Here is a 25,835-nt window from a genome sequence, read left to right on the forward strand (position 1 = left end):
GGGCGGGCTCAGTCGAGGCCGCGGCGGGCGAGCAGCGGCTGGATGCTGGGCTCGCGCCCGCGGAAGTTGCGGAAGGCGGTCAGCGGGTCGAGGCTGCCGCCCCGGGAGAGCAGCTCGCGGCGGAAGTGGTCGCCGTTGGCCCTGGTGAGCCCGCCGTTCTCCTTGAACCACTCCACGCTCTCCGCGTCGAGCACCTCGCTCCAGATGTAGGAGTAGTAGCCGGCGCTGTAGCCGCCGGAGAAGATGTGCGCGAAGTAGTTGGTCCGGTAGCGCGGCCTGACCTGCGCCACGGCGATCTGGGCGGCTTCCAGGGCCGCCGCCTCGAACGCCTCGGGGTCGTCCACGGTCTCGCCGGGCGCCAGCTTGTGCCAGGCCCAGTCGAGCAGCGTGGCGGCCAGGTATTCGACGGTCTTGAAGCCCTGGTTGAACTTCTCCGCCGCCGTCAGCTTCTCCACCAGCTCGGCCGGCATCGGTTCGCCGGTCTCGTGGTGCTTGGCGTAGTTGGCCAGCACCTCGGGCCAGGTCGCCCACATCTCGTTGACCTGTGACGGGTACTCGACGAAGTCGCGGGGCACGCTGGTGCCCGACACGCGCGGGAACCGTACCTGCGAGAAGAGCCCGTGCAGCGCGTGGCCGAACTCGTGGAAGGCGGTGTTCACCTCGTCGTACGTCAGCAGCGTCGGCCCGGAGGCCGGCTTGGTGACGTTGAGGTTGTTGATCACCACGGGCCGCAGCCCGAACAGGAACGACTGGTCGACCAGGTTGTTCATCCACGCCCCGCCGCGCTTGGTCGGCCTCGCGTACGGGTCGAGCACGAACAGCCCCAGCCGGCTCCCGTCCTCGTTGAACACCTCGAACACCGTCACGTCGGGGTGGTATCCGCCGAGGTCGGGCCGTTCGGTGAAGGTGACGCCGTACAGCTTCTCGGCCGCGAAGAAGATGCCGTCACGGTAGACCCGGTTGAGCTCGAAGTACGGCCGCATGGCGCCCGCGTCGAAGTCGTAGCGGGCCTGACGCACCTTCTCGGAGTAGTACGACCAGTCCCACGGCTCGATCTCGAACCCGGCCTGCGCGGTCAGCTCCTCGGCCTCCTTCCGCGCGTTGCGCACGGCGGGGCCGACGAGCTGGCCCAGCATCTCCTCGACCGCCTCGACGGTCTTGGCCGTCTGGTCGGCCACCACGTAGGCGGCGTGGTTGGGGAACCCGAGCAGCGCCGCCCGCTCGGCCCGCAGCGCCGCCATCCTGGCCGCCAGGCCGAAGTTGCCCGGCGCCCGGTTCACGCTCAGCTCGTACAGCCTGCGGCGCACGTCGCGGTCGGTGAGCTGGGCCAGGCCCGGCTGGTCGGTGAAGTTGAGCAGCGGCAGGACGTACTTGCCGTCCTTGAGCAGCGACTCGATCTTGGCCTGGTCGAAGCCGTCGAGCTCCTTGGGGTCCGCCACGACCAGCGCCGACTCGGTCGAAGCCTTCAGCAGGCTCTGCGCGAACTCCGTCGAGAGCCTCGACAGCTCCTCGTTGAGCTCCCGCAGCCGGTCCTGCTCCGGCTCGGACAGGTCGGCCCCGGCCCTGATGAAGTCGTCCCGGTACTTCTCCAGCAGCCAGGACTCCTCGGGGTCCTCCGATGACACCTGCTTGATCCGCGCCCACAGCGCCCGGTTGAGCCGGATGGCGTCCATATGGCGGGTCAGCTGCGGAGAGATCTCCTTCTCGATCTCCATGATGCCGTCGGTGGTGTTGGAGGCGGCGACGCTGAAGAAGACCGTGGCCGTGCGGTCGAGGATCCGTCCCGACCGCTCGAGCGCGGCGATCGTGTTGTCGAAAGTCGGCGGCTCGGAGCTGCCTGCGATCGCGTCGACCTCCGCCAGTTGCTCCGCCATGCCGCGCTCGAACGCGGGCAGGTAGTGCTCCTCGCGGATCTCGGCGAAGGGCGGCAGTTCGTACGGCAGGGTACTAGGGGCGAAGAACGGGTTACCGGCCAACGGTGGGGCTCCTCCACGTGGTGTTTTGTCCCCTTCAGCTTGGCACGATCGGGCCCCTCCTGTGAGCCGCCGGGTAATCGTTTTGGTCTTAGCCCCAGAGCTGGGCTATTCTTTCGGACGTCGCCAAGAGCGCACCTCGCAAGGGGTCGCCAGCGGTGGGGTATGGTGTAATTGGCAGCACGACTGATTCTGGTTCAGTTAGTCTAGGTTCGAGTCCTGGTACCCCAGCACTTCTTATTTCGCCAGTCTGTGCAGGATTTCGGTAATCTCCCGATACGTTCTTGCCGTCGGCGCATGTGACGCCTCCACTGAGTAGACCTTGAACGTGTTGTCCGGTGTAGCGGCGTCCGCTTCCTTGATCATTCGGTCCTGCAGCGCGAGCGGGATCGCTCTGTCCCGCGTGTGCCTGATGTAGACGCGCGGCACTCGTCCCCACGCCTCCTTGCGGCCCCTGGCGTCGGCTGTCCCCACCTGGAGACTCTCATCAGGCAGCAACGTGCTGAGCATGGCCAGCAGCTCGCCCTCACTCGCCTCCGCCATGTACGCCGCCTTCACCGCGTCCAGAAACTTCCTGTCGTTCGTTCGCCAGTTCACCCGCAGCGCCCCGATCACCCTCGGGTCGGCGATGACGCCGGTCGCCGCGACGCCCGCCATGAGGCTCTCCTTGCCCTCCGGCGTCGCGAGATAGTCGTTCGGCGAGCGCAGCCTCGTACAGCAGAACGCGGTGTCGTAGACGAGCAGGTGGATCAGGTGGGGCACCGCGTCGGCCGCCTTCGTGATCGTCACGCCGCCCAGGCTGCCGCCCACCAGGATCACCGGGCCGTGAGCGGAGGCCCGGCGCACGGTGTCCACCGTGGCCTCCACATAGTCGTCCAGCGTGACGCCGGCCATCGGCGACGGCAGTGTGGCCAGCCGCTCCAGGTCCTGCGGCGCCTGGTAGGCGAGGTGAAACTGCTCCTCGGGGCCGTGGCCGGGCAGGTTCACGCCCACGGTCCGGTGGCCGCGCAGCGTCAGCTCGGGGTCGGTGCCGGCCACGCCGTTCGCGCCGGTCACGAAGACGTACGTGGTCACGTCCTTGCGAGGTCGGGCCGCCGCGGCGCCCGCGGCGCCGGCCCCCGCGGCGGCGGCGTACTGGAACATGTCTCTACGGGTCGGAAAGCTCATGACTTGATGTTCGCCCTGGCCGGCCCGGCCGCACATCGCCTGCCCGGCTCGTCGGTCGGTGGATGCCCGACATCCACCGATCGGTCGATGACGTGCCAGGCTTGACGTCATGAGCTGGCTCGACGGCCGTGAGCGCTGGGCGTTCCTGGGGCTCGCGTACGCACTGCTCGCGATCTCCGCGACCGCGGCCGCCCTCGCACCCGCCGCCGCGTCCTGGCCGCAGCTTCGCTGGCCGGCGGGGCCGCTGTTGACCTGGCTCTCGTCGCCGGCCGGCCCCGCCACCGGCGCCCTGGCCGCGGGCTCCGTGACGGGATGGCCGGTGCCGGCGTCGGTCGCGGCGGTGTGGGTGGCGCCGATCGCGTGGCTGCACCCTCGCCGCGACCGGCACCGCGTGCTGGTCGCGGTGCACTATCTCGTCCTGATCGCCCTCGCGGGCGCGCTGGCCGCCGCGAGCCCCGCTTTCCTCCTGTTCTCCGCCATCGGCTACCCGGTGGCCATCGCCATGCTCCCGGCCCGGCTGGTCATGGCGGGGGTGACGCTGACCGCCCTCGTCAACGTGACCGCCCAGGCGGGGCCGGGCGCGGGAGACACTCTGCTCACCGTGATCGCGGGCGTGGCGCTGCCACTGGTCATCGCCGGCTGGTACGTCGCGGGCGAGCACGACAAGCGCCGCCGCCTGGTCGAGCGGCTACGTGCCGCCATGGCAGAGAACGCCGACCTGAACGCCAGGCTGCTCGACCAGGCCAGGAAGGCGGGCGTGCTCGACGAGCGGCACCGCGTGGCGGGCGAGATCCACGACACGGTGGCGCAGGACCTCGTCGCCCTGATCGGCCAGCTCGACGCCGCCGACCGCGCCTCCCTGGCCACCGCGCGCCGCCGCCACCTCGACCAGGCCGCCGAACTGGCCCGCCGGAGCCTGTCCGAGACCCGCAGATCCGTACGCGCCCTGCGTCCCGAGCCGCTGGAGGACGCGGGACTCCCCGAGGCGATCGGCACCATGGCCGAGTCGTGGTCACGGTCGGCCGGCGTGGACCTCGTGCTCGAGATCACCGGCACCCCGGTCGCGCTGGCCGCCGACGTGGAGGCCACGCTGTTCCGCGTCGCCCAGGAGGCGCTGGCCAATGTCGCCAAGCACGCCAGGGCCACCCGGACGGGCCTCACGCTGTCGTACACGGACGAAACGGTCCTCCTCGACATTCGCGACGACGGGCGCGGATTCGACCCGCAGAAGGCCGCTGACGGCTTCGGCCTCGACGGGATGCGGCAGCGCGTCCGCGGCGTCGGCGGCACCCTGGCCATCGAATCCGAACCGGGCCAGGGCACAGCCGTGGCCGCCGCCATTCCCGCGATCCCTGCCGAGGACCCTCCCGAGACAGCCGGCGCTGTCCCCGCCATCCCGGCCGAGGACCCTCGCGAGGAGGCCGGCGCCATTCCCGCCATCCCGGCCGAGGATCCTCCCGAGGAGGCCGGCGGTGTCCGCGGAGGAGCCGGGCGAGGTCCGGTCGAGTCCGAGGTGGGGCCGCCGGACCTCCGAGGCGGCCGATCGCCCTCCGGAGAGGGCGATGGATGAGAGGCTGACCGGAGACGATCAACCGGGGGAGTGGGACGTATGCCGGTGAGGTTGCTGATCGCGGACGATCACCCCATCGTGCGCGACGGCCTGCGCGCGGCACTCGGCACGGAGCCCGACCTCGAGATCATCGGAGAGGCGGCCGACGGCGCGGAGGCCGTCCGCCTGGCCGCCGAGCTCCAGCCCGACATCGTCCTCATGGACCTGCGCATGCCCGGCATGGACGGCGTCACCGCCATCCGCCGCCTGCGCGGCACGGGCCCGCGGGTGCTGGTGCTCACCACGTTCGACACCGACGTCCTGCCCGCCCTCGAGGCGGGCGCCACTGGCTACCTGCTGAAGGACGCCCCTGCGGAGGAGCTGGTGCGTGCCGTCAGAGCCACCCACAGGGGCGAGACCGTCCTCGCTCCCGCCGCGGCCGGCCGTCTCGCCGACCACCTCCGCAAGCCGTCCAGAGGCACGCTCAGCAAGCGCGAGCTGGAGGTGCTCCGCCTCGTGGCCGGGGGAGCGACGAACAAGGAGGCGGCGGCCGGCCTGTTCATCAGCGAGGCCAGCGTCAAGACGCACCTGCTGCACATCTACGCCAAGCTCGATGTCCGCGACCGCGCCTCCGCCGTCGCCGAGGCCTACCGCCGCGGCCTCCTGACCCACTGACCGCCTCTTTCGAGCTCCGAAGCGCCGCCGCAGGGCCGATCTGATGGGCTCATAAGCGGTTTGGTGTGGTCTCCGGGGTGCGGTAGAGTTACCTGCGTTGCCGGGGAGACCCGGCACCAGCAGCTTGTGGACAGGGTCCCGTCGTCTAGTGGCCCAGGACGCCGCCCTCTCAAGGCGGTAGCGCCGGTTCGAATCCGGTCGGGACTACCACTTGTCACAAGCTCGCGAAGGTCCCGTCGTCTAGTGGCCCAGGACGCCGCCCTCTCAAGGCGGTAGCGCCGGTTCGAATCCGGTCGGGACTACGTCTACTCCACTCGCTCCGGTGCGTACAGCCCCGGAGCGTTCTGCTTTTCCGGCCGAAGAACGGCTTCATCGGCCCGCGGCATAGACGCACGGGCGCGCAGGCAACGGGCAGGCCGCCGGGGCGCCCGTGCGTCGGGGGCGGCTGCGCACCCGTGGGTCCGGACAGCGCCACACCAGCCCTGAGGCTCTCGACAGCCATCGACGCGCAGCCCTCCCAGACGCCCACGGCCGGTCCAGCGCAGCCGCGCCCTTGTGGGGCCGGACAACGCCACACGGCGCTGCAGGAGACGGTGCTGAGGCTGCGCCTTGTGAGGGCGTTGCGGGAGCTGCACCCCTGCGAGGGCGGTGCTGAGGTTGCGCCCTGTGAGGGCGGTGCTGAGGTTGCGCCCTGTGAGGGCGGTGCTGAGGTTGCGCCTGTGAGGGGGTGCTGAGGTGGCGTCGTCCGGACTGGGGCGTCCCGGTGGGATGGGCTCCGGCAGGTCGTCGAGGGCGCCGGCTCGTCCTGCGATGAGGAAGGCCCTCGCCTGGAAGAGCGATGGCGAGGGCCTTGATCAATCAGCAGTGGCGGTTCACGCCGAGCGGGCCTTGAAGAGGGCGCGGCGGGCCGCCTTGGCGACCTGCTTGTCCGGGTGGACCTGGGAGATCAGGTCCAGCAGCTCCTCCACGTGCGCGTGCGGGATCCGCCAGACCACCTCGAGCAGGCTGTTGACCATCTCGGGCCCGATGTCCCGCAGGCTGCTCACGAACTCCGACCGCCCCAGACCGGCGGAGATGGTCCACATGTCCAGGATCAACCAGTGCGTGTCGTCCTGGGTGGGCTCGGGCGCCCCCTCGATCTCCAGCTGGCTCAGGTGGGTGGCGGCGTAGGGCCGCAGCGAGGGCTGTTTGAGCGCCGCCTGCCAGGCCGGGACGGCGGCCTCGCCCAGCGTGCCGACCACGCTGGCCGCCTGCACCCTGATCAGCGCGTCGCTCTCGTCCTCGGCCGCCGCCTCCAGCAGCTCCTCGGCCGCCTTCTCCGGCTCCCGCAGGCGCATCCACGCCGCGAACTCCGCGTCGGCCTCGTCTTCCGGCAGCTCCGCGCTGAGCGCCAGCAGCTCGTGGGCGCTCATGGACTCGATCGCGGGCCGCGCGTCGACCTCGATGTCGGCGTCGTCCACCAGGTGGACGACGCCCTCGGTGCCGAGCGGCGTCAGCCGGACGGTGTCGCCGTCGACCTCGACCATGCCGTAGCCGATCAGCCAGTCGATCGCGGGCGTCAGCGGGTCGCCCGCCGCCTCCCACGCGTCCGCCCCCAGCTCGTCGAGGTCGGCCGCGGCCTCGGCCAGGTCCTGTGCCAGCTCCTCGCGGGCACGCGCGCCGCCCGCCAGCAGCAGGCGTATCAGCAGGCCCCGCGTCAGGCCCGTCAGCGCCATCGTGAGGTCTTCGTCGTCCAGCTCCGGGTCGCCGTAGTCGACCGAGTGCAGACCCAGCATCCAGGCGTCGAGCACGTCCTCGTCGTCGTCGAACGGCCACTCCGACGTGTCGTCCTGCACCGCCACCGTGTTGCCCTCGCCGGGCTGGAGGAACTCCAGGTCCACGGCCAGGTTCCAGATGTTCCAGAGCTGCGGGACCGCCTCGGCGATCGGGCCGTCGGTCTCGGGCCTGGGCAGCCCGACGGCCGCCAGCGCCTCCTCCACCTCGGCGTCGGTCAGCAGGGTGTCCTCGCCGACCCGGCGGCCCGACCCCACCCACAGGGCGAGGTCGCGGGCCTTGGCCACCAGCGGCGCCTGCCGGGCCGCCTCGGCCAGCTCCGAGTCGGGCCGCAACCGGATCGTGTCGAGATCGGCGAGCTCGTCCGCGAACGACTCGAAATCGCCAAGGTCGCCGACCTCGTCCTCCTCGTCGTCGCCCTCGGCGTCGTCCAGCAGCTCTTCCATGAGGTCGACGAACTCGTCCTCGACGTCGTCCAGCTCCGCCTGCAGATCGGCGAGGGAGTCCGAGCCCTTGGCCAGCCTGCCGGTCTGGGAGAGGAACGTCAGGTACGCGTCCACGGCCGGGAGCATCCCGTCGGCGGCGGCGTCGGGATCCTCCACGACCTTGGGCATGCGATCGAGCAGCAGGTTACGCAGGTCGGCGCGCTTCCAGGTGCCGAGGTCCTGCGAGAAGGCGAGACGGTGCCAGAGTGCGGCAGGCCCCACGAGCTCGGGGTCGCTTCCGGGCGCGTTCGCACGCGCCCACATGATGAACTCTTCGAGCAGGGGTCGCAGCTCAGTGGCGGCTACCTCGATGCGATCTGTCACCCACTCAGGCTAGTGCGCCCACGAGGCAGTCGGCTCCCCAAATACCTGCTTTCTCCGATCATGACGTGCGACGCATTGCCTCCGTTATACGTTCGGCGGCCGCCATCACGGGCACCGCGTGGAGCCGTCCAGGGGCCCTCGTGAGCCGCTCGATGGGGCCGGAGACCGACACGGCGGCGATCACCTTGCCGCCGCTGCCCCTGATGGGAGCCGACACGCTGGCCACCCCCTGCTCGCGCTCGCCGACGCTGTGGGCCCAGCCGCGGCGCCGTACGGAGGCGAGGGTGGCGGCGCTGAACTTGGCGCCGCGCAGCCCCCGGTGCAGCCGGTCCGGCTCCTCCCAGGCCAGCAGGATCTGCGCCGCCGAACCCGCCGTCATGGGCAGCGCGGAGCCGACCGGCACGGTGTCGCGCAGGCCGCTGGCGCGCTCGGCGGCGGCCACGCAGACGCGCTCGTCGCCCTGGCGGCGGTAAAGTTGCGCGCTTTCTCCGGTGAGGTCGCGCAGCTGCATCAGCACGGGCGCGGCCACCGCGAGCAGCCGGTCCTCGCCGGCCGCTGTGGACAACTCGGAAAGTCTCGGGCCGAGGACGAATCTGCCCTGTGTGTCACGACTCACAATGCGGTGATGCTCAAGTGCGACGGCCAGCCGATGGGCCGTGGGGCGGGCCAGACCGGTGGCCTGGACGAGCTGCGCCAGTGAAGCGGGTCCCGCTTCGAGGGCATTGAGTACAAGAACGGCCTTGTCGAGTACTCCGACTCCGCTAGAGTTGTCCATACACCGATACTGCCGTCTCGACATATGAGAAAGCAAGTCGGGGGCAAACTCCACTCCACGGCAGGGGAGATTGAGCCTCGAGGCAGTGGTGCGATGGTGCATCGCTGACAAACAGGAGGAAGAATCATGGGCCGCACACTGGCCGAAAAGGTCTGGGAGCAACACGTAGTCCGGCGCGCCGAGGGCGAACCGGACCTGCTCTACATCGACCTGCACCTCATTCACGAGGTGACCAGCCCGCAGGCGTTCGACGGGCTCCGTCTCGCCGGCCGGAAGGTGCGGCGGCCCGATCTCACGATCGCCACCGAGGACCACAACGTGCCGACCGTGCTCGGCCCGATCGCCGACCCGGTGTCCAAGACGCAGGTCGAGACGCTGCGCAAGAACGCCGCCGAGTTCGGCATCAGGCTCCATCCGATGGGCGACGCCGGTCAGGGCGTGGTGCACATCATCGGCCCGCAGTTCGGGCTGACGCAGCCGGGCATGACGATCGTCTGTGGCGACTCCCACACGTCCACGCACGGCGCGTTCGGCGGCATCGCGTTCGGCATCGGCACCTCCGAGGTGGAGCACGTGCTCGCCACGCAGACGCTGCCCGCGTACCGGCCGAAGACGATGGCCATCGAGGTCTCCGGCGAGCTGCCCACGGGCGTCACGGCCAAGGACCTGATCCTGGCCATCATCGCCAAGATCGGCACCGGCGGCGGCCAGGGCTACATCGTCGAGTACCGCGGCGAGGCCGTCCGCAAGCTCTCCATGGAGGGCCGGATGACGGTCTGCAACATGTCGATCGAGGCGGGCGCCCGCGCCGGCATGATCGCGCCGGACGAGACCACGTTCGAGTACCTCAAGGGCCGCCCGCACGCGCCCGAGGGCGAGGCGTGGGACCAGGCCGTCGAATACTGGAAGTCGCTGCGCACCGACGACGACGCCGTCTTCGACAAGGTCGTGGAGATCGACGCCTCGACGCTGACCCCGTACGTCACGTGGGGCACCAACCCCGGGCAGGGCCTGCCGCTGGGCGAGTCCGTCCCGGCCCCGGAGAGCTTCTCCGACCCCGTCGAGCGCTCGGCCGCCGAGCGGGCCCTGGAGTACATGGGCCTGACCGCCGGCACGCCGCTGCGCGAGATCGAGGTCGACACGGTGTTCGTCGGCTCGTGCACCAACGGCCGCATCGAGGACCTGCGCTCGGCCGCCGAGATCCTGCGCGGCCGTCAGGTGAAGACCCGCACGCTGATCGTGCCTGGCTCGATGCTGGTCAAGCTGCAGGCCGAGCAGGAGGGGCTGCACGAGGTGTTCAAGGCCGCCGGCGCCGAGTGGCGCGAGGCGGGCTGCTCGATGTGCCTCGGCATGAACCCCGACACGCTCCAGCCCGGCGAGCGCAGCGCCTCCACCTCCAACCGCAACTTCGAGGGCCGCCAGGGCAAGGGTGGCCGCACCCACCTGGTGTCGCCGCAGGTCGCCGCCGCGACCGCCGTGACCGGCCGCCTCACCGCGCCCGCCGACCTCTAAAGGAGCCACTTCCCATGGACGCTTTCACCACCCACACCGGTACGGCGGTGCCGCTGCGCCGCAGCAACGTGGACACCGACCAGATCATCCCGGCCGTCTGGCTCAAGCAGGTCAGCCGCACCGGCTTCGAGAAGGGCCTGTTCGCGGCCTGGCGCGAGGACCCGACGTTCGTGCTGAACGACCCGTCCTACGAGGGCGGCTCGATCCTCGTCGCCGGTCCCGACTTCGGCACCGGCTCCTCGCGCGAGCACGCGGTCTGGGCACTGCAGCAGTACGGGTTCCGCGTCGTGATCGCCCCCCGCTTCGGCGACATCTTCCGGAACAACTCCACGAAGATGGGCCTGCTGCCGGTCATCCTGCCGGGCGACAAGGTTGAGGCCCTGCAGGCGGCCGTCGAGGCGGACCCGAAGCTGGAGGTCACCGTCGACCTGGTCGAACGCCAGGTCCGCTGGGCCGGCGAGGTCGTGCCGTTCGAGATCGACGACTACACCCGCTGGCGGCTCATGGAGGGCCTTGACGACATCGGGCTGACCCTGCGTCACGCCGACGAAGTGGCGGCGTACGAGAATGGTCGGCAGCCATGGCTGCCGACGACCGTCTAGAAGACGACGAACTGGCGCGGCGGTTGCGCGAGGCGCACCGCCGCGTCCGCATGCTTCCCGCGAGCGAGAAGGCCCGGCTGGCCCGTCGTTACCTCGCGATCTGCGACCTGGCGAAGCGGGATCCGGAAAGGGCCGCCGCCCGCCTTGACGCCTTTCTGGCCTCGCTCGACACGCCACGTAGTGAGGAAAACACCTTCGGTGATTGAGTTCCCCCGCGATCCAGCCTACTTTCGACCGCGTAAGGGGTTTCTACGTCGAACTCGTGAGCTGGAACCCCGAGCCGTAACTGGGGGAGCAGGACTTTCATGAACAAGCGAGAACTCGTCGAGGCCATCGCGGATCGGGTGGGCGACAGGAAGACGGCCACCGAGGCCGTAAACGCGGTCATCGACGCCATCCAGAAGGCCGTGGCCAGCGGCGACAAGGTCTCGATCACGGGCTTCGGCGCGTTCGAGATGGTGAACAAGCCCGCCCGCACGGCCAGGAACCCGTCCACCGGCGCGGAAATCAACGTTCCCGAGAGCTGGGGGCCGAAGTTCCGCCCGGGATCCGACTTCAAGGAGCTGGTCAACCAGGGCGGCAAGAAAGTCGGAAAGAAGAAGTAGTCTCAGCGCAGCTGCACGCCCGGGCCTCGGCCCGGGCGTTCGCTTTTCCCCGCGCAATCCGCCGGGAGCCGGCCTCTCGGCCTTCGATTACTCGGCGTCGTCCGCGGGGCGCGGCGGGGCGAATGCGGCCGGGACCGGGAAGGTCGAGAGCGTGATGTAGGTGATCTCCTCGCCGGCCACCGCGAGGTTGACCCGCTGGCCCGTGCGCAGCAGCCGCAGCGGCCCCGCGTCGAAGGCGGGCGTGCCGAACTCCAGCACGGTCCCGTCGTCCAGGAACACCGTGCCCGAGCGCGTGGCCTCGTCGAAGCTGCGTACCGTCCCCTGCACGCAGATCAGCGTAATTCGTTTGCCTCATCCCTGCGAGGTAAGAAAGATCCCTTGTCATGGTGCGTGCGGGCGATTTCTGGCGATTCGTGTGGGCGAACGGTGTCACGCAGATGGGCACCCAGGTCACGGTCGTGGCCCTGCCGCTGACGGCGCTCGAGGTGCTGGATGCCGGAGCGTTCCAGCTCGGCCTGCTGTCGGCGGCCGAGATGCTCGCCTTCCTGCTGATCGGTCTGCCCGCGGGCGTGTGGGTGGACCGGGCGCGACGCCGCCCGATCCTCATCTGGTCCGACGTGGCGCGCGGCGTGGCGCTGCTGTCCATCCCGGTGGCGGCCTGGCTCGGCGTGCTGACGCTGCCCCAGCTCTACGCCGTCGCCCTGGTGCTGGGCGTGGGCACGGTCTTCTTCGACGTCGCCCACATGAGCTTCCTGCCCGCCATCGTGACCAAGGAGCGCCTCGAACGCGGCAACGGCGCCCTGGAGGTCACCAGGAACGCCTCGATGCTCGCGGGGCCGGGCGTCGGAGGCTGGATGGTGGCGGCGCTCACCGCGCCGATCGCGCTGCTCGCCGACGCCGTCAGCTATCTCCTCTCCGCGCTCCTGCTGTCGGGCGTGCGGGCTCAGGAGAGCCCGCGGCGCGGCGAGCGCAGGTTACTGCGGCACGAGGTGGCCGAGGGCATCACGTTCGTCGCCAAGGAGCGGGTCCTGCGCAGGATCGCGGTCAACGGCGCGCTGGCCATGATGGCCAACAGCATCTGCGCGGTGGGCCTGCCGCTCTACCTGTTCAAGCAGCTCGACCTCGGCTCGGGCCTGTACGGGCTGCTGCTGTCGGCCGCCGCCGCCGGCTCCATCGTGGGCGCCGCGCTGGTGACCCGCGTCACGGCCCGCTTCGGCACCGGCCGCACCCTGTACGGCTCCGCCGTCCTGGCGACCCTGCTCTACCTGCCCGCGCTGGCGACCGGCCCCGGCTGGCGGCTGCTGATCTACCCGGTGGCCGCGGCGCTGTTCGGGGTGGTCAGCTCGATCTTCGGGATCGCCCAGCTCAGCTACCGTCAGCGCATCACCCCTGAACACCTGCTCGGCCGGGTCAACGCCAGCATGCGCTTCCTGATGTGGGGCGCGTTCCCGCTGGGCGGCCTGATCGGCGGCGCGCTGGGGGAGTGGCTCGGCGGCTACGCGGTCTTCGCCGCGGGCGTGGCCCTGACCGGCCTGGCACATCTGGCGGTGGTGACCTCGCCCGCCATCAGGAAGGCGCCCGTGCCCCTCTCATGAGGAGGGCCAGAGCCCGGCTCTCATGAGGAGGGCCACAGCTCGGCGACCACCGCGGCCGTGTGCCGGCCGAGGCCCAGCGCGATGGCCGCGCGCAGGTCGTCGGGCGTGTCCACGTCACGCCGTACGGACTCGATCCCCGACAGGCAGAGCTCCTTGGCCCCGCCCGCCAGGTGCCTGGCCCGCGACTCCCCGCCGAACCTCGGCGTGAACGGCATCCCGGGCCGTACCCCGTAGAAGGTCGTCCCGACGTCGAGGGCGTCCGGCACGAACGCCTGGTCCAGCTCGGCCGCCGCGGCCAGCGCCATCCCCAGCTCCGACGAGCGCAGGGCAGGGAGGTCCGCCTGGAGGGCGCCGACCGCGTCGCCGGGCGCGACGCGTACGGCGTGGGCGGCCCCCGTCCGCAAGGCGGTGTTCAGCCCGCGGTCCGGGTCGGGCACGACCTCGGCCCCCAGCGCGGCCAGCGGCCCGGCGGCGGCGGGATCGGCCGTCACCACGATCACCCGGGCGACGTGCGCGCACGCGAGCGCCGCCGCCACGGTGTCGCTGGCCACCGCCACCGCCAGCCGGGTGCGATGCGGACCCGTCGCCGCGGCCAGCCGCGTCTTCGCCGCGACCAGCGTCTTCACGGGGATCACCAGGGACCAGCGGATGCTCATAGTCTTAAGGATCCCGCCTCGACATCCCGCGCGGCCACCCGGGAGACTTGGGGCGCACCCCGTAAGTGTTGGAGGAGTCCATGAGCCGCCCCACGCGCCCGTCGCGTTTCTGGGAAACCTTGGCAGTAGTTATCGTGAAACCACTGTCCCGGCTCCTGGTCAAGAGGGACTGGCGCCGAGGGGAGCGCATCCCGCGCACCGGCGGCGTGATCATCGCGGCCAACCATCTCTCCTGGACCGATCCCGTCCTGCTCTCCCACTTCCTCTACAACAACGGCCGCTGGCCGGTGATCCTGGCCAAGGCCGCGCTGTTCAAGGTGCCGTTCCTGGGCAGCGCCGTGAGGGGGCTGCTCGCCATCCCCGTCTACCGCGGCAGCGCCGAGGCGGCCAAGTCACTGCACGTCTCCGCCCAGCGCCTCAAGGACGGCTGCGCGATCCTGTTCTACCCCGAGGGCACCTGCACCCGCGATCCCGGCCTGTGGCCCATGGTGGGCAAGACGGGCGCGGCCCGGCTGGCGCTGGAGAGCGGCGCGCCGGTCATCCCGGTGGCCCACTGGGGCGCGCATGAGCTGCTGCCCTATGGGGAGAAGAAGCCCAGACTGTTCCCGCGCAAGACTTTCCACGTGATGGTGGGGCCCCCGGTGGACCTGTCGAAGTACGAGGGCAGGCCGATGCACGCGGACGTGCTGCGCGAGGCGACGGCCGACATCATGGCGGCCATCACCGAGCAGCTCGCCGAGCTGCGCGGCGAGAAGGGTCCCGAGACTCCCTACGATCCGTCCAGGCGGTGATGGCATGACGAAGGTGGCCGTGTTCGGCACGGGTTCGTGGGGCACCACGTTCGCGATGATCCTCGCGGAGGCCGGCAACGAGGTCACGCTGTGGGGACGCAGGCAGGAGCTGGTCGATGCGATCGACCGCGACCACGCGAACCCCGACTACCTGCCGGGCGTCTCGCTCCCCGAGAAGCTGCGCGCCACGACCGACCCGGCGCGGGCCCTCGACGGGGCCGAGTTCGTGGTGCTGGTCGTGCCGTCGCAGCAGCTGCGGCCCAACCTCGCCGCCTGGCGCGAGCACATCCCGCCGAACGCGGTCCTGGTGAGCCTGATGAAGGGCATCGAGCTGGGCACGACCAAGCGGATGAGCGAGGTCATCCGCGAGGTCGCCGAGGTGCCCGAGGAGCGCGTCGCGGTCGTCTCGGGTCCCAACCTGGCCAAGGAGATCGCCGCGCGCCAGCCCGCCGCCACGGTCGTCGCCTGCACCGACGAGTCGGTCGCCGCCCGTCTCCAGGCGATCTGCCACCTGCCGCCGTGGTTCCGCCCGTACACCAATCCCGACGTGGTCGGCGTCGAGCTCGGCGGCGCCGTGAAGAACGTGATCGCGCTGGCCGTGGGCGTCTCCGCGGGCATGGGCATGGGCGACAACGTCAGCGCCATGCTCATCACCAGGGGGCTGGCCGAGATCTCCCGCCTGGGCGCGGCGCTCGGGGCCGACCAGCACACGTTCGCGGGGCTCGCCGGGATGGGCGACCTCGTGGCGACCTGCACCTCGCCGCTGTCGCGCAACCGCACCTTCGGCGAGAACCTGGGCAGGGGCATGACCCTCGACGAGGTGGTGGCCGCCACCAAGCAGACCGCGGAGGGCGTGAAGTCCTGCGAGTCGGTCCTGGAGCTGGCCAGGAAGCACGACGTCGAGATGCCGATCACCGAGGTCGTCGTCGGTGTGGTGCACGACGGCATGTCTCCCGCAGAGGCGGGCATGCTGCTCATGTCCCGCTCACCCAAGCCGGAGCGGTACGGCATCTAACACACTGGGTGAAAGACCTGATTACGGCGTGCTCGGCTCGCTGTGACCGGGACACCCCCGGTAGATTCGGACACCATGAGCAAGCCACGCGTTGCCGTCGTTTTCGGAGGTCGCAATTCTGAGCACGCCGTGTCCCTGATGGGCGCGGGCAGCGTGCTGGATGCGATCGACAGGAGCAAGTACGAGGTGATCCCCATCGGGATCGCCCAGGACGGCAGGTGGGTGCTGGCCGCTTCCGACCAGCGGTTCGCCATCGAGTCGGGCGAGCTGCCCGTCGTCGACACCTCGGGCGCGGCGCTGGCGCTGCCGTCCGGGGGGAGTTCGCTGGTGGCGTACGACTCGGGCAGCATCCCCGTGGAGCTCGGCAGCATGGACGTGGTCTTCCCGGTCATGCATGGGCCCTTCGCGGAGGACGGCACCATTCAGGGGCTGCTGGAGATGGCCGGGGTGCGCTATGTCGGCTCCGGCGTGCTGGCCAGCGCCGTCGGCATGGACAAGGCGTACATGAAGACCGTGATGGCCGCCGCGGGGCTGCCGACCGGCCGCTACGTCGTCGTACGTGACCGCGACTGGCGGCTCGACCGCGGCCGCGTGCTCAAGGAGGCGGAGACGCTCGGCTGGCCGGTGTTCGTCAAACCCGCCAGGGCCGGCTCGTCGCAGGGCATCTCCAAGGCCTCCGACCTGGCGGAGCTGGAGGCGGCCGTGGAGTTCGCCAGGCAGCACGACCCCAAGGTGCTCATCGAGGCGGCGATCGCGGGCCGCGAGATCGAGTGCGCGGTGCTGGAGTCGCTCGGCGACGAGCCGCCGGTGGCGTCGGTGCCCGGCGAGGTGCGGGTCGAGGGCGGTCAGGAGTTCTTCGACTTCGAGGCGAAGTACTACCCCGACCAGATGTCGCTCACCGTGCCCGCCGACATTCCCGAGGAGACGGCCGCGGAGCTGCGGGCGCTGGCCGTACGCGCGTTCGAGGCGCTCGACTGCGAGGGGCTCGCGCGGGTGGACTTCTTCTACACGCCCGACGGCGAGCTGGTCCTCAACGAGATCAACACCATGCCCGGCTTCACGTCGCTGTCGGTGGCGCCGCAGCTCTGGGCCGCCTCGGGCCTGGACTACCCGGCGCTGGTCGACCGGCTCATCCAGCTCGCGCTGTCACGGCCGACGGGGCTGCGTTGACGTCTCGTCCAGTCCGCGCCGTCACAGCCGACGGAACTGCGTCGACGTCTCGTCCAGCTCTCGCTGCGGCGACGGTTCAGCGGGGCGGCGTGGAGACCTGGGAGATCGGCTTCGACAGGTCCGCGAGCACCTCGGCGGGCACGTGGTCGCCGCCGACCGTGACCTCCACGTAGGCCGTGTCCGTCACCGCGGTGAACAGGGCGGGCCGGTCCGGATCGGCGAACCAGCCCACCCCGCCGACCTCCTGGAGCTGGTCGGTGGGCGCCATCTTGGCCGGCCTGGGCACGCCGCAGCGCAGCGCGATGGCCGCATCGCCCCAGACGGCCACGTACGGCGACCGCGGTGTGGAAGTGCCACGCCCGGCGCCGTCGAGCGTCTGGGGCAGCAGCGCCGCCAGCTTGTCGCAGGCCGCCACCGCGTCGCCCTGGGGCCTGGGCGGATCGACCTGCACGGTGCCGCCGCAACCGGCGAGTGCCAGGAGAAGAAGCAGGACGGCGGCGGCACGCATGCGACGACTACTTTCAGATGTGAACGATCGGACAGGTAAGAGTACGCGTGATGCCCTCCACTGCCTGAATCTGGGCCACCACGAGCTTGCCCAGCTCGTCGACGTTGTTGGCCTCCGCGCGCACGATGACGTCGTAGGGTCCCGTCACGTCTTCAGCCTGGGTGACGCCGGGAATCCCGGAAATCTCCTGAGCCACCGCGGCAGCCTTGCCGACCTCGGTCTGAATAAGGATGTAGGCCTGCACCATCACGTCCTCCCAGGCGATTGGATCACGCCGAAGGGCCACCGTACCCTGTGTGCATCTGGAGGTGCGTCATCACAGTCGGAGATCTCGGCGAGTTCGGAGTGATAAATCGTATTACCGGACGTCTGCCCCAGGGCGCGGCGGTGATGCTAGGCCCGGGTGACGACGCCGCTGTCATCGGCGCGTCCGACGGCCGTGTGGTGGTCTCAACGGATCTGCTGATCGAAGGTAGGCACTTCCGGCGCGATTGGTCCAGCGGCTATGACGTGGGCCGCAAGGCCGCGGCCCAGAACCTGGCCGACGTGGCGGCCATGGGCGCACAGCCGACGTCCATCGTGGTCGGGCTGGGCATGCCCGCTGACCTCCCCTTGACGTGGCTGGACGACCTCACGGACGGGTTCCGTGAGGAGTGCGCCGTGGTCGGGGCGAGCGTGGCCGGGGGCGACATCACGAGGTGCGACCTGGTGGTCATCGGCGTGACCGCCCTGGGCGACCTGGGCGGACGGGCGCCCGTGACGCGCTCGGGGGCCAGGCCCGGGCAGGTGGTGGCGGTGACCGGCCGGTTGGGGTACGCCGCCGCCGGGTGGGCGCTGCTGGAGGCTGGTGTGCCGCTGAACGCCGTTCTCGAGGAGGCCGTGGTCGCGCATCGGCGGCCCTGTCCTCCGTACGCGATGGGGCCGCAGGCGGCGGCGCTGGGCGCGAGCGCGATGCTGGACGTCAGCGACGGGCTGCTGCAGGACCTCGGCCACGTCGCCGAGGCCAGCGGCGTGCGTATCGAGCTGGATCCGGGGGCGTTCGCGGTGGGGGAGCCCGTGGCGGTCGCGGCCAAGGAGCTGGGGTCCGACCCGCTGGAGTGGGTGCTCACGGGCGGTGAGGACCACGCGCTCGCCGCGGTCTTCCCCTCAGAGGTACGGCTGCCGCCATCGTGGCAGGTCGTGGGCCGGGTGGCCGAGGGCGAGGGCGTTCTGGTGCGGGGGCGCGAGATCGGCCGGCGGGGCTGGGATCACTTTCGGTGACAGCTTGTCCCGATTTACGTGACATTTTCCTGATTTGAGGTGGGACTACCGGGATTGTTGTGACAACGGTCTAGCGAAGGTGTTATGAAGATTGGCGGCCACTGTAACCGCGAGAAAGGGCAGCCATGGGCCGCCACGGCACAGGTGGATCCGACGACGGGGAAGAACGGGGGAGCGACAGCGCATTCTGGGGTCCTGACGAGCAGGCCGAGCCGCCTGGCTGGCCCTCGTTGCCGGACGCGCCCGAGGTGACAGGCCAGTGGGCTCCCATGCCGCGGCGCACCGACGGGCCGCCGCCGCGCGGGCCGCAGCCCGAGCCGTTCGAGACCACCGGGGCCTTCGCGCTGCCCAACGACCTCGCCGGCGGCATCTCCCCGGCCAACGATCCCGCGCGTGCCTTCCCGCCGCAGGGCTCAGGGGAGGAGGCCGGGCCGTTCGAGACGACGGGCGCCTTCGTCCGCCCGTCGGAGTGGGGCCCTCCCGCCGACCACCCGGGCCCTGGCGCCGAACGGGGCCCCTTCGACCCGCCGGGTCCTTTTGACGGGCCCATGGAGCGCACGAGCTTCTTCGACCGCCCGGACGCGCCTGGTCCTTCGGAGCGGACGGCTTTCTTCGACGGTCCGAATGCGCCTGGTCCTTCGGAGCGGACGGCTTTCTTCGATGGTCCGAATGCGCCTGGTCCTTCGGAGCGGACGGCCTTTTTCGATGGTCCGAATGCGCCTGGTCCTTCGGAGCGGACGGCCTTTTTCGACGGCCCGGACGCGCCCGGTCCCTCTGAGCGCACGGCCTTTCTCAACGGTCCCGATGTGCCGGGTGACGCTTTCGCCGGGCCCCAGGGCGACCGTACCGGACGGTTCGACGTTCCTCAGTCGCCCGGCCCGCCCGAGCCGGGCGACGTCAAGGTGGCCGGGGAGCCGACGGCCGTGCAGGCGCCCGCCTGGGCGAACGCCGAGACCGGGTTCCTCGGCCCCGACTGGTCGCCGGACGGCGGCCCCGACGAGCCGGAGGAGCCCAAGGGCCGCCGCGGGCGCCGTAACGGCGGACGCGGTGGCGGCGGCGACGACGTGCTCGCCGCGCCCTCCTCCGGGGGAGGCAAGGGCCGGGTGGCGCTGCTGTCGGTCGCCGCCGTGGCCGTCGTGCTGGGCGGCACCGTGGCGGGCGTCAAGTTCATGAGCTCGTCGAGCGATCCCGCCAAGTGCGCGGGTTCGGCCTGTGCCGCCGTACAGGCGACCAATAACCAGCCGGGCCCCGAGGTCGCCCAGCCGAGCGACGAGCAGACCGAGCCCTCGGAGGAGCCGACGGAGGAGCCGTCCGAGGAGGACACCCAGCCCTCCACGACCCCGTCGGCGACGGCCTCGTACAGCGCCCGCACGCCGCGGCGCACCTCGTCCGCCACGCCGACGCCCACCAAGACCAAGGTGAAGACGTCCAGGCAGCCGACGGAGGACTCGACGCAGCCGCCCGTCGAGGAGAGCGTGTCCGAGTCCCCGACCGAGGAGCCGTCGACGCTGGACGACTCCGACACCGGCGGCGCGCCCACCAGCGGCGCCACGCCCGCCCCCACCGCTACGGGCATCTTCGGTTCCGGCGCCGGCTCGATGAACGTCCGGCAGGTCATCAGGCAGGGCGTGCTCAGCTACAAGGCCGACATGACGCTCTCGAACACGTCCCGGCAGACGATCGACAACCCCACCGTGTCCGTCCCGGTCGAGGGCAAGGTCATGAGCGTGTCCGGCGCCCAGTGGACGCAGGACGGCGACCTGCTCATCCTCGACCTGTCGGCGTCGCTGGCGGCGGGCGACTCGGTCGCCGTCTCGTTCACCGCCACGGGCAAGGGCGAGAAGGCCGCGAACTGCGGGCTGGTCAGCGGGGCCTGCGCCGTCAGCTGAGTGGTTGGATGGGGGATATGACTCCTCCCCGCGTGCTGACCGTCGCCGGCTCCGACTCAGGAGGCGGCGCGGGCATCCAGGCCGACCTGAAGACCATGATGGCCATGGGCGTCCACGGCATGAGCGTCATCGCCGCGGTGACGGCTCAGAACTCGCTGGGCGTCCAGGGCTACTGGGAGCTGCCGCCCGAGGCCGTGCGGGCGCAGCTCGACTCGGTGCTCGGCGACATCGGCGCGCAGGCGGTGAAGACCGGCATGCTGGCCTCTCCCGTCCTGGTCGAGACGGTGGCCGGTGTGCTCGGCTCGTACCCTGCCCCGGTGGTCGTGGACCCTGTAGGGGTGTCCAAGCACGGCGACGCGCTGCTCGCCCCCGAGGCCGTCGAGACGGTCCGGACGCGGCTGCTGCCCGTGGCCACCGTGGTGACGCCGAACCTGTGGGAGGTGGAGCAGCTCACCTCCGTCAAGGTCGAGGACGAGGACGGGCTGCGGCAGGCCGCGGACGCCGTGCTGGAGCTGGGGCCCACCTGGGCGCTGATCAAGGGCGGCCACCTGCCCGGGGCGCCGGTCGACCTGCTCACGGACGGCACCAGCGAATACCGCTTCACCGCCGAACGCCTCGACAACCGCCACACCCACGGCACGGGCTGCACCCTGGCCTCCGCCATCGCGTCCCGGCTCGCGCTGGGTGACGACGTGCCGGAGGCGGTGGGCAAGGCCAAGGAGTACGTGACGGGCGCCATCGCCCGTGGCTTCCCCCTGGGCGGCGGCATCGGACCGGTGGACCACGCCTGGCGCTGGCGCTGACCGCCGATCCCTGAGCCCTTCTACGGGCCGCCCACCGCCAAAGCGCCCGGCGCCGCCGGTGTCGGGCTCGTGGCGTCTGTGGGAGGGCGCTGCTGCGTCGGGACGCACGCTCGTGGCGTCCGTGGGAGGACGCTGGCCGCGTCGGGATTCAGGAGGGCGTGCCGGGCCGCGTCCCGCCGGACGGGCGGGTTCTCCCCGGGACGGGGCGCAGGCGGCGGGCACGGTGCAGGCGCTCGGAGTGGTGGTGGCCAGGGGGTAGCCGTCCGTAGCCCCGATGAGCCGTCGCCTATGCCCCGTTGAGCCGTCGCGGATGCCCCGTTGACCGGCCGGCCGGCGACGCATGGGGCCGTGCCGGGAAACGAAAACGCGCAAGCCCGCGGCTCCGCTAGGAGCGACGGGCTTGCGCGAGAAAGCGTGGACTAGCGGGCGACCTTGCCCGCCTTGATGCACGAGGTGCACACGTTCAGCTTCTTCGGCGTGCCGCCGACGACCGCGCGAACCGTCTGGATGTTGGGGTTCCAACGACGACGGGTACGGCGGTGGGAGTGGGACACGTTGTTGCCGAAGGTCGGGCCCTTGCGGCAGACATCGCAGACGGAAGCCACGGTTCGCTCCTTAAAACAGTCGATGTAGCCCTGTCCGCTGATGCTTTCCGGGCGGAGGGCATGCCGGGACAACCGGCCAGCCAGACGAGAATATCCGATCCACACCGATGGGCGCGAACTGGAGCGCTGGACCGCAGGCCCGGCGGCGATATTCTCCTTCGACAACGGTAGCGCATCGGGGCCGGGAGGGCGTAGATGAAGATCCTCGACCCGCCCGCGGTGCGCCGCTGGGCCCGCCTGGCCGCCGAGGCGCTGGGCCGGGCCAGAGCGGAGATCGACGCGCTCAACGTGTTCCCGGTGGCCGACGGCGACACCGGCACCAACCTCCACCTGACCATGCTCTCCGCGGCCGAGGCCGTCGAGTCGCTGCCCGATGACGTGGACGCGGCCGTGATGTGGCAGACGCTCTCGTACGGCGCCCTGGTCGGGGCCCGCGGCAACTCAGGGGTGATCGTCAGCCAGGCGTTACGCGGTCTCGCCGAGGTGCTGAAGGAGGGCCCCGACCTGCGGGCCGGGCTGCACCGGGCCGCCGTGCTGGCCAGGGAGGCGGTGGCCAGGCCGGTGGAGGGCACGGTGCTGAGCGTGCTGGAGTCGGCCGCGCGAGCCGTACAGGACATGGACGGGGACGATCTGGCAGGGGTGGCGCGGGAGGCGGCGGGTGAGGCCCGCGCCGCGCTGCGCCGCACGCCCGGCCAGCTGGAGGTGCTGGCCCGCAGCGGCGTGGTGGACGCGGGCGGCGCGGGGGCGGCGATCGTGCTGGAGACGCTGGCCGCCGTGATCACCGACTCCTACACCGACCACTACGACGTGCCGGCGCCGACCGCCAAGGTCTCGCCGATGACCGAGGTGGGCGCGGGGTACGAGGTGATGTACCTGCTGGAGGCCGACGACGCCGCGGTGGCCGCGCTGCGCGAGGAGCTCGACGCCATGGGCGACTCGCTCGTCGTGGTCGGCGGCGGGGGCCTGTGGAACGTGCACGTCCACGTGGCCGAGGCGGGTCCCGCCGTGGAGGCGGGCGTGCGGGCCGGGCGGCCGCACCGGATCCGGATCACGTACCTGGCCGAGCGCACCCACCGCGGCAGCGCGGGCAGGGGCGTGGTGGCGGTGGCCGCAGGGGACGGGATCGCGGCGCTCTTCGAGGAGTGCGGCGCCGTCGTGGTACGGCGCGCGCCCGGCACGCGGCCCACGCTCTCCGCCATGCTGGCCGCGATCAGGCAGGCCGGCAGCGAGGTCGCGGTCCTGCCGAACGACGAGGGTGTCAGGTCGATCGCCGCCGCGGCCGCGGAGATCGCCCGTGAGGACGGGGTCACGGTCAGCGTGCTGCCCACGGAGGCGACCGTGCAGGGGCTGGCGGCCCTGGCCGTGCACGATCCGCTGCGCCGCTTCGACGACGACGTGGTGGCGATGACCGACGCCGCGGGCCACACGCGGTACGGCCACGTGACGGTGGCGGACCGTGAGGCGGTCACGAGCGCGGGGGTGTGCCACCCGGGGGACGTGCTCGGCATGATCGACGGGGACGTCGCAATGATCGGCGGCTCGATCGACCGGGTGGCGACCATGGTCGTGGACCGGATGGTGGCGGGCGGCGGCGAGCTGGTGACCGTGGTCACGGGCTCGGAGGCGCCGCACGGGCTGGCCGAGCGGCTGGAGGAGCACCTGGGACGGACGCGGCCGGACGTGGACCTGGTCGTGTACGACGGCGAGCAGGGCGGTTACCCGCTGCTGATCGGCGTGGAGTGAGGGGCCACCGGCTCCTGATCGGCGTCGAGTGATGTGACGCCGGGCCGATGAGCGGGATTCCTGTCGGGCCGAGGCGGTAGAACTTAATGCCGTGAGCCGTTTCGACGAGCCTCTGACGAAGGCGCTCGACCCGAAGACCGCCAAGCTCCTGCAGAGCGTGCTCGAGCTGGAGACGGTCGGCGACCTGCTGCGCCACTACCCGCGCCGCTACGCCGAGCGCGGCGAGCTGACCTCGCTCGACGCGCTGGAGGTCGACGAGCACGTCACCGTGGTCGGCGAGGTGACCAGGCTCATGCGCAAGCCCATGCGCAACCGCGGCGGCACCTGGCTGGAGGTCGAGGTCGTCGACGGAAACGGCAACAAGATCTACCTGTCGTTCTTCGGCAAGGGCTCCCATGTGGCGGAGTCGCGGCTCAAGCCGGGGCGGCGGGGCATGTTCGCGGGCAAGGTGGGGCTGTTCGGGTCGCGTACGAGCCCGCGCTGGCAGCTCACGCACCCGGAGTTCGAGCTGTTCGAGGAGAGCGAGGCGAGCGCGGAGGAGTTCGCGTCGGCGCCGGTGCCGATCTATCCGGCGGGCAAGGACCTCACGCCGTGGGCGATCAGGCGCGCGGTCGGCGTCGTGCTCGACACGCTCGGCCCGCTCGACGACCCGCTGCCCGCCGAGCTGCGGGCCCGCCACGGCCTGCAGGATCTGGGCGACGCGCTGGTGGCCATCCACCGGCCGAAGGACTTCGCCGAGGTGGGGCGGGCGCGCAAGAGACTCAAGTTCGACGAGGCGTTCGTGCTGCAGGCCGTGCTGCTGCAGCGGCGCCAGGCCGCCGGCGCGCTGCCCGCCAAGGCGCGGCCCAGGCGTCCCGGCGGCATGCTGGCCGACTTCGACGCGCGGCTGCCGTTCTCGTTGACGGAGGGGCAGGCGCAGGTCGGCGAGGAGATCGCCGCCGACCTCGCGGGCGAGCACCCGATGCACCGGCTGCTGCAGGGCGAGGTCGGCGCGGGCAAGACGGTGGTGGCGCTGCGGGCGATGCTCCAGGTGGTCGACGCGGGCGGCCAGGCGGCGCTGCTGGCGCCCACGGAGGTGCTGGCCCAGCAGCACCACCGCTCGATCACCACCATGCTGGGCGATCTGGCGCAGGGGGGCATGTTCGGGGGCACGGCGGTCACGCTGCTGACCGGCTCGATGGGTGCCGCCGCGCGCCGCTCGGCCCTGCTCGACGCCGCCTCGGGCACGGCGGGGATAGTCGTGGGCACGCACGCGCTGCTCCAGGAGCACGTGCAGTTCGCCGATCTGGGGCTGGTCGTGGTGGACGAGCAGCACCGGTTCGGGGTCGAGCAGCGTGACGCGCTGCGCGAGAAGGCGGGCGGCGGGCGGCCGCACGTCCTGGTCATGACGGCCACCCCGATCCCGCGCACGGTGGCCATGACGGTCTTCGGCGACCTGGAGGTCTCGACGCTGTCGCAGCTGCCGGCCGGTCGCGCCCCCATCACCACGCACGTCGTCCCGGCGGCCGAGAAGCCGCACTATCTCGAACGCACGTGGCAGCGGGTGCGGGAGGAGGTGGCACTCGGGCGGCAGGCGTACATCGTGTGCCCGCGCATCGGCGACCTGGAGGGCGACGAGGGCGACCTGGCGGCGGCCGGCGGCGACGACGAGCGCCGCCCGCCGCTCGCGGTCCTCGACGTGGCCGAGCTGCTGAAGAGCGGACCCTTCCACGACCTGCGCGTCGGCACGCTCCACGGCAAGCTGCCGCCGGAGGAGAAGGACGCGATCATGCGTTCGTTCACGCGGGGCGAGCTGGACGTCCTGGTGGCCACCACGGTCATCGAGGTGGGTGTGGACGTGCCCAACTCCTCCGTCATGATCATCATGGACGCCGACCGCTTCGGCGTCTCCCAGCTCCACCAGCTCCGCGGCCGCGTCGGCCGCGGCGGGCTGCCGGGCCTGTGCCTCCTGGTCTCCGACTTCCCCGAAGGCACCCCGGCCCGTGCCCGCCTGGACGCGGTGGCCGCCACCCTGGACGGCTTCGAGCTGTCGCGCGTGGACCTGGAGCAGCGGCGGGAGGGCGACGTGCTGGGCGCGGCGCAGTCGGGCAAGCGGTCCTCGCTGAAGCTGCTGCAGCTGCTGCGGGACGAGGACGTGATCGCCACCGCCCGCGACGAGGCGGCCGCCCTGCTCGCCGAGGACCCCGATCTGACCGCCCACGAGGGCCTGCGGGCCGAGATCGGCCGGCTGCTGGCCGACGAGCGGGCCGAATACCTGGAGAAGACCTGACGGGCAACGAAAAAAGGCCCAGCCGCGGGGACGGCCTCCCCCCGAATGCCGTCCCCGGCTGGGCCCACCCTCGGGTCAGGTGCCGAGGGAA

General features: G+C 71.4%; 24 protein-coding genes and 3 tRNA genes. 18 read left to right on the forward strand and 9 right to left on the reverse strand.

The features are described 5' to 3' along the window. Positions 1–8 precede the first annotated feature (8 nt). Positions 9–1,976: a M3 family metallopeptidase gene (locus AB0H84_RS13315; protein ID WP_357602743.1), complete on the reverse strand. Its 1,968-nt coding sequence runs from the start codon at positions 1,974–1,976 to the stop codon at positions 9–11. Between the two features lie 156 nt (positions 1,977–2,132). Between AB0H84_RS13315 and AB0H84_RS13320 the strand changes: the two genes are divergently transcribed. Further along, a tRNA-Gln gene (locus AB0H84_RS13320) sits at positions 2,133–2,204 on the forward strand. A 6-nt stretch (positions 2,205–2,210) separates the two neighbouring features. Here the strand turns inward: AB0H84_RS13320 and AB0H84_RS13325 are convergent. After that, entirely contained in the window at positions 2,211–3,140 is a 930-nt protein-coding gene (locus tag AB0H84_RS13325; protein WP_357602746.1) for an alpha/beta fold hydrolase, read from the reverse strand. A gap of 109 nt (positions 3,141–3,249) precedes the next feature. On the opposite strand from AB0H84_RS13325, the gene AB0H84_RS13330 reads away from it, so the two are divergent. From AB0H84_RS13330 to AB0H84_RS13345, 4 genes are all read left to right on the forward strand, one after another. Next, entirely contained in the window at positions 3,250–4,710 is a 1,461-nt protein-coding gene (locus tag AB0H84_RS13330) for a sensor histidine kinase (RefSeq protein WP_357602749.1), read from the forward strand. A 39-nt stretch (positions 4,711–4,749) separates the two neighbouring features. Then, positions 4,750–5,364, forward strand: coding sequence for a response regulator transcription factor (locus tag AB0H84_RS13335; RefSeq protein WP_357602753.1), 615 nt, complete (start codon positions 4,750–4,752; stop codon positions 5,362–5,364). A gap of 134 nt (positions 5,365–5,498) precedes the next feature. Continuing rightward, a tRNA-Glu gene (locus AB0H84_RS13340) sits at positions 5,499–5,574 on the forward strand. Positions 5,575–5,593: 19 nt separating this feature from the next. Then, positions 5,594–5,666, forward strand: a tRNA-Glu gene (locus AB0H84_RS13345). 570 nt (positions 5,667–6,236) lie between these two features. Here AB0H84_RS13345 and AB0H84_RS13350 read toward each other — a convergent pair. Together AB0H84_RS13350 and AB0H84_RS13355 are read right to left on the reverse strand one after the other, a co-directional pair. After that, positions 6,237–7,946, reverse strand: a complete 1,710-nt coding sequence (locus tag AB0H84_RS13350; protein WP_357602756.1) for a hypothetical protein — start codon at positions 7,944–7,946, stop codon at positions 6,237–6,239. Positions 7,947–8,004: 58 nt separating this feature from the next. After that, entirely contained in the window at positions 8,005–8,721 is a 717-nt protein-coding gene (locus tag AB0H84_RS13355; RefSeq protein ID WP_139632184.1) for an IclR family transcriptional regulator, read from the reverse strand. A 126-nt stretch (positions 8,722–8,847) separates the two neighbouring features. Between AB0H84_RS13355 and leuC the strand changes: the two genes are divergently transcribed. The 4 genes from leuC (at position 8,848) to AB0H84_RS13375 (ending at position 11,440) form a co-directional block, all read left to right on the forward strand. Further along, the gene (gene leuC / locus AB0H84_RS13360) at positions 8,848–10,233 is read left to right on the forward strand and encodes a 3-isopropylmalate dehydratase large subunit (protein WP_357602759.1); all 1,386 of its coding nucleotides are present in this window, start codon (positions 8,848–8,850) and stop codon (positions 10,231–10,233) included. A gap of 14 nt (positions 10,234–10,247) precedes the next feature. Then, positions 10,248–10,835 carry a 3-isopropylmalate dehydratase small subunit gene (gene leuD / locus AB0H84_RS13365; protein ID WP_357602762.1) on the forward strand — a complete coding sequence of 196 codons (588 nt, stop codon included), beginning with the start codon at positions 10,248–10,250 and terminating at the stop codon, positions 10,833–10,835. Next, positions 10,814–11,041: a hypothetical protein gene (locus AB0H84_RS13370; RefSeq protein WP_357602765.1), complete on the forward strand. Its 228-nt coding sequence runs from the start codon at positions 10,814–10,816 to the stop codon at positions 11,039–11,041. The genes leuD and AB0H84_RS13370 overlap by 22 nt, the downstream gene beginning before the upstream one ends. 99 nt (positions 11,042–11,140) lie before the next feature. Further along, positions 11,141–11,440 (forward strand): HU family DNA-binding protein, encoded by a 300-nt coding sequence (locus tag AB0H84_RS13375; protein WP_344991495.1) that lies wholly within the window; start codon positions 11,141–11,143, stop codon positions 11,438–11,440. Positions 11,441–11,527: 87 nt separating this feature from the next. On the opposite strand, the gene AB0H84_RS13380 is transcribed toward AB0H84_RS13375, so the two are convergent. Further along, positions 11,528–11,767, reverse strand: coding sequence for a hypothetical protein (locus AB0H84_RS13380; RefSeq protein WP_357602768.1), 240 nt, complete (start codon positions 11,765–11,767; stop codon positions 11,528–11,530). A gap of 56 nt (positions 11,768–11,823) precedes the next feature. On the opposite strand from AB0H84_RS13380, the gene AB0H84_RS13385 reads away from it, so the two are divergent. Beyond that, positions 11,824–13,035 (forward strand): MFS transporter, encoded by a 1,212-nt coding sequence (locus AB0H84_RS13385; RefSeq protein ID WP_357602771.1) that lies wholly within the window; start codon positions 11,824–11,826, stop codon positions 13,033–13,035. Positions 13,036–13,055: 20 nt separating this feature from the next. Here the strand turns inward: AB0H84_RS13385 and cofC are convergent, their stop codons facing one another. Further along, positions 13,056–13,691, reverse strand: a complete 636-nt coding sequence (cofC, locus tag AB0H84_RS13390) for a 2-phospho-L-lactate guanylyltransferase (protein WP_357602774.1) — start codon at positions 13,689–13,691, stop codon at positions 13,056–13,058. Positions 13,692–13,825: 134 nt separating this feature from the next. Here cofC and AB0H84_RS13395 point away from each other — a divergent pair, with 134 nt between their 5' ends. From AB0H84_RS13395 to AB0H84_RS13405, 3 genes are all read left to right on the forward strand, one after another. Beyond that, on the forward strand, positions 13,826–14,482 hold the full coding sequence (locus AB0H84_RS13395) for a lysophospholipid acyltransferase family protein (protein ID WP_357602777.1): 657 nt from the start codon (positions 13,826–13,828) through the stop codon (positions 14,480–14,482). Between the two features lie 4 nt (positions 14,483–14,486). Continuing rightward, entirely contained in the window at positions 14,487–15,497 is a 1,011-nt protein-coding gene (locus AB0H84_RS13400) for an NAD(P)H-dependent glycerol-3-phosphate dehydrogenase (protein WP_357602780.1), read from the forward strand. Positions 15,498–15,572: 75 nt separating this feature from the next. Beyond that, positions 15,573–16,667, forward strand: coding sequence for a D-alanine--D-alanine ligase family protein (locus AB0H84_RS13405; protein ID WP_357602783.1), 1,095 nt, complete (start codon positions 15,573–15,575; stop codon positions 16,665–16,667). 76 nt (positions 16,668–16,743) lie between these two features. Here the strand turns inward: AB0H84_RS13405 and AB0H84_RS13410 are convergent, their stop codons facing one another. Both AB0H84_RS13410 and AB0H84_RS13415 read right to left on the reverse strand, forming a co-directional pair. Next, on the reverse strand, positions 16,744–17,175 hold the full coding sequence (locus AB0H84_RS13410) for a DUF3515 family protein (RefSeq protein ID WP_357602785.1): 432 nt from the start codon (positions 17,173–17,175) through the stop codon (positions 16,744–16,746). A 13-nt stretch (positions 17,176–17,188) separates the two neighbouring features. After that, on the reverse strand, positions 17,189–17,422 hold the full coding sequence (locus AB0H84_RS13415; RefSeq protein WP_344991475.1) for an Lrp/AsnC ligand binding domain-containing protein: 234 nt from the start codon (positions 17,420–17,422) through the stop codon (positions 17,189–17,191). A 53-nt stretch (positions 17,423–17,475) separates the two neighbouring features. Here AB0H84_RS13415 and AB0H84_RS13420 point away from each other — a divergent pair, with 53 nt between their 5' ends. The 3 genes from AB0H84_RS13420 (at position 17,476) to thiD (ending at position 21,127) form a co-directional block, all read left to right on the forward strand. After that, positions 17,476–18,435, forward strand: a complete 960-nt coding sequence (locus tag AB0H84_RS13420) for a thiamine-phosphate kinase (RefSeq protein ID WP_357603050.1) — start codon at positions 17,476–17,478, stop codon at positions 18,433–18,435. A 269-nt stretch (positions 18,436–18,704) separates the two neighbouring features. Further along, on the forward strand, positions 18,705–20,324 hold the full coding sequence (locus tag AB0H84_RS13425; protein WP_357602788.1) for a hypothetical protein: 1,620 nt from the start codon (positions 18,705–18,707) through the stop codon (positions 20,322–20,324). Between the two features lie 17 nt (positions 20,325–20,341). After that, a complete protein-coding gene (gene thiD, locus AB0H84_RS13430; RefSeq protein WP_357602791.1) occupies positions 20,342–21,127 on the forward strand; it encodes a bifunctional hydroxymethylpyrimidine kinase/phosphomethylpyrimidine kinase in 786 nt (261 codons plus the stop codon). Positions 21,128–21,546: 419 nt separating this feature from the next. On the opposite strand, the gene rpmB is transcribed toward thiD, so the two are convergent. Further along, complete coding sequence (gene rpmB / locus AB0H84_RS13435; RefSeq protein ID WP_354909561.1) at positions 21,547–21,732, reverse strand: 50S ribosomal protein L28; 186 nt, start codon at positions 21,730–21,732, stop codon at positions 21,547–21,549. A 195-nt stretch (positions 21,733–21,927) separates the two neighbouring features. Here rpmB and AB0H84_RS13440 point away from each other — a divergent pair, with 195 nt between their 5' ends. After that, positions 21,928–23,475 (forward strand): DAK2 domain-containing protein, encoded by a 1,548-nt coding sequence (locus AB0H84_RS13440; protein WP_357602793.1) that lies wholly within the window; start codon positions 21,928–21,930, stop codon positions 23,473–23,475. A gap of 91 nt (positions 23,476–23,566) precedes the next feature. After that, a complete protein-coding gene (recG, locus tag AB0H84_RS13445) occupies positions 23,567–25,744 on the forward strand; it encodes an ATP-dependent DNA helicase RecG (RefSeq protein ID WP_357602796.1) in 2,178 nt (725 codons plus the stop codon). Positions 25,745–25,835 lie beyond the last annotated feature (91 nt).

Source organism: Nonomuraea sp. NPDC050786 (genome assembly GCF_040654115.1).
Lineage (GTDB): Bacteria > Actinomycetota > Actinomycetes > Streptosporangiales > Streptosporangiaceae > Nonomuraea.

Coding starts and splice junctions, on each gene's coding strand:
- AB0H84_RS13440 (WP_357602793.1), top strand. CDS start 21,928: ATGAAGATCCTCGACCCGCCCGCGGTGCGCCGCTGGGCCCGCCTGGCC.
- AB0H84_RS13335 (WP_357602753.1), top strand. CDS start 4,750: ATGCCGGTGAGGTTGCTGATCGCGGACGATCACCCCATCGTGCGCGAC.
- AB0H84_RS13405 (WP_357602783.1), top strand. CDS start 15,573: ATGAGCAAGCCACGCGTTGCCGTCGTTTTCGGAGGTCGCAATTCTGAG.
- AB0H84_RS13385 (WP_357602771.1), top strand. CDS start 11,824: ATGGTGCGTGCGGGCGATTTCTGGCGATTCGTGTGGGCGAACGGTGTC.
- thiD (WP_357602791.1), top strand. CDS start 20,342: ATGACTCCTCCCCGCGTGCTGACCGTCGCCGGCTCCGACTCAGGAGGC.
- leuC (WP_357602759.1), top strand. CDS start 8,848: ATGGGCCGCACACTGGCCGAAAAGGTCTGGGAGCAACACGTAGTCCGG.
- AB0H84_RS13325 (WP_357602746.1), bottom strand. CDS start 3,140: ATGAGCTTTCCGACCCGTAGAGACATGTTCCAGTACGCCGCCGCCGCG.
- AB0H84_RS13330 (WP_357602749.1), top strand. CDS start 3,250: ATGAGCTGGCTCGACGGCCGTGAGCGCTGGGCGTTCCTGGGGCTCGCG.
- AB0H84_RS13400 (WP_357602780.1), top strand. CDS start 14,487: ATGACGAAGGTGGCCGTGTTCGGCACGGGTTCGTGGGGCACCACGTTC.
- cofC (WP_357602774.1), bottom strand. CDS start 13,691: ATGAGCATCCGCTGGTCCCTGGTGATCCCCGTGAAGACGCTGGTCGCG.
- AB0H84_RS13410 (WP_357602785.1), bottom strand. CDS start 17,175: ATGCGTGCCGCCGCCGTCCTGCTTCTTCTCCTGGCACTCGCCGGTTGC.
- AB0H84_RS13415 (WP_344991475.1), bottom strand. CDS start 17,422: ATGGTGCAGGCCTACATCCTTATTCAGACCGAGGTCGGCAAGGCTGCC.
- AB0H84_RS13370 (WP_357602765.1), top strand. CDS start 10,814: ATGGCTGCCGACGACCGTCTAGAAGACGACGAACTGGCGCGGCGGTTG.
- AB0H84_RS13355 (WP_139632184.1), bottom strand. CDS start 8,721: ATGGACAACTCTAGCGGAGTCGGAGTACTCGACAAGGCCGTTCTTGTA.
- AB0H84_RS13375 (WP_344991495.1), top strand. CDS start 11,141: ATGAACAAGCGAGAACTCGTCGAGGCCATCGCGGATCGGGTGGGCGAC.
- AB0H84_RS13425 (WP_357602788.1), top strand. CDS start 18,705: ATGCCGCGGCGCACCGACGGGCCGCCGCCGCGCGGGCCGCAGCCCGAG.
- leuD (WP_357602762.1), top strand. CDS start 10,248: ATGGACGCTTTCACCACCCACACCGGTACGGCGGTGCCGCTGCGCCGC.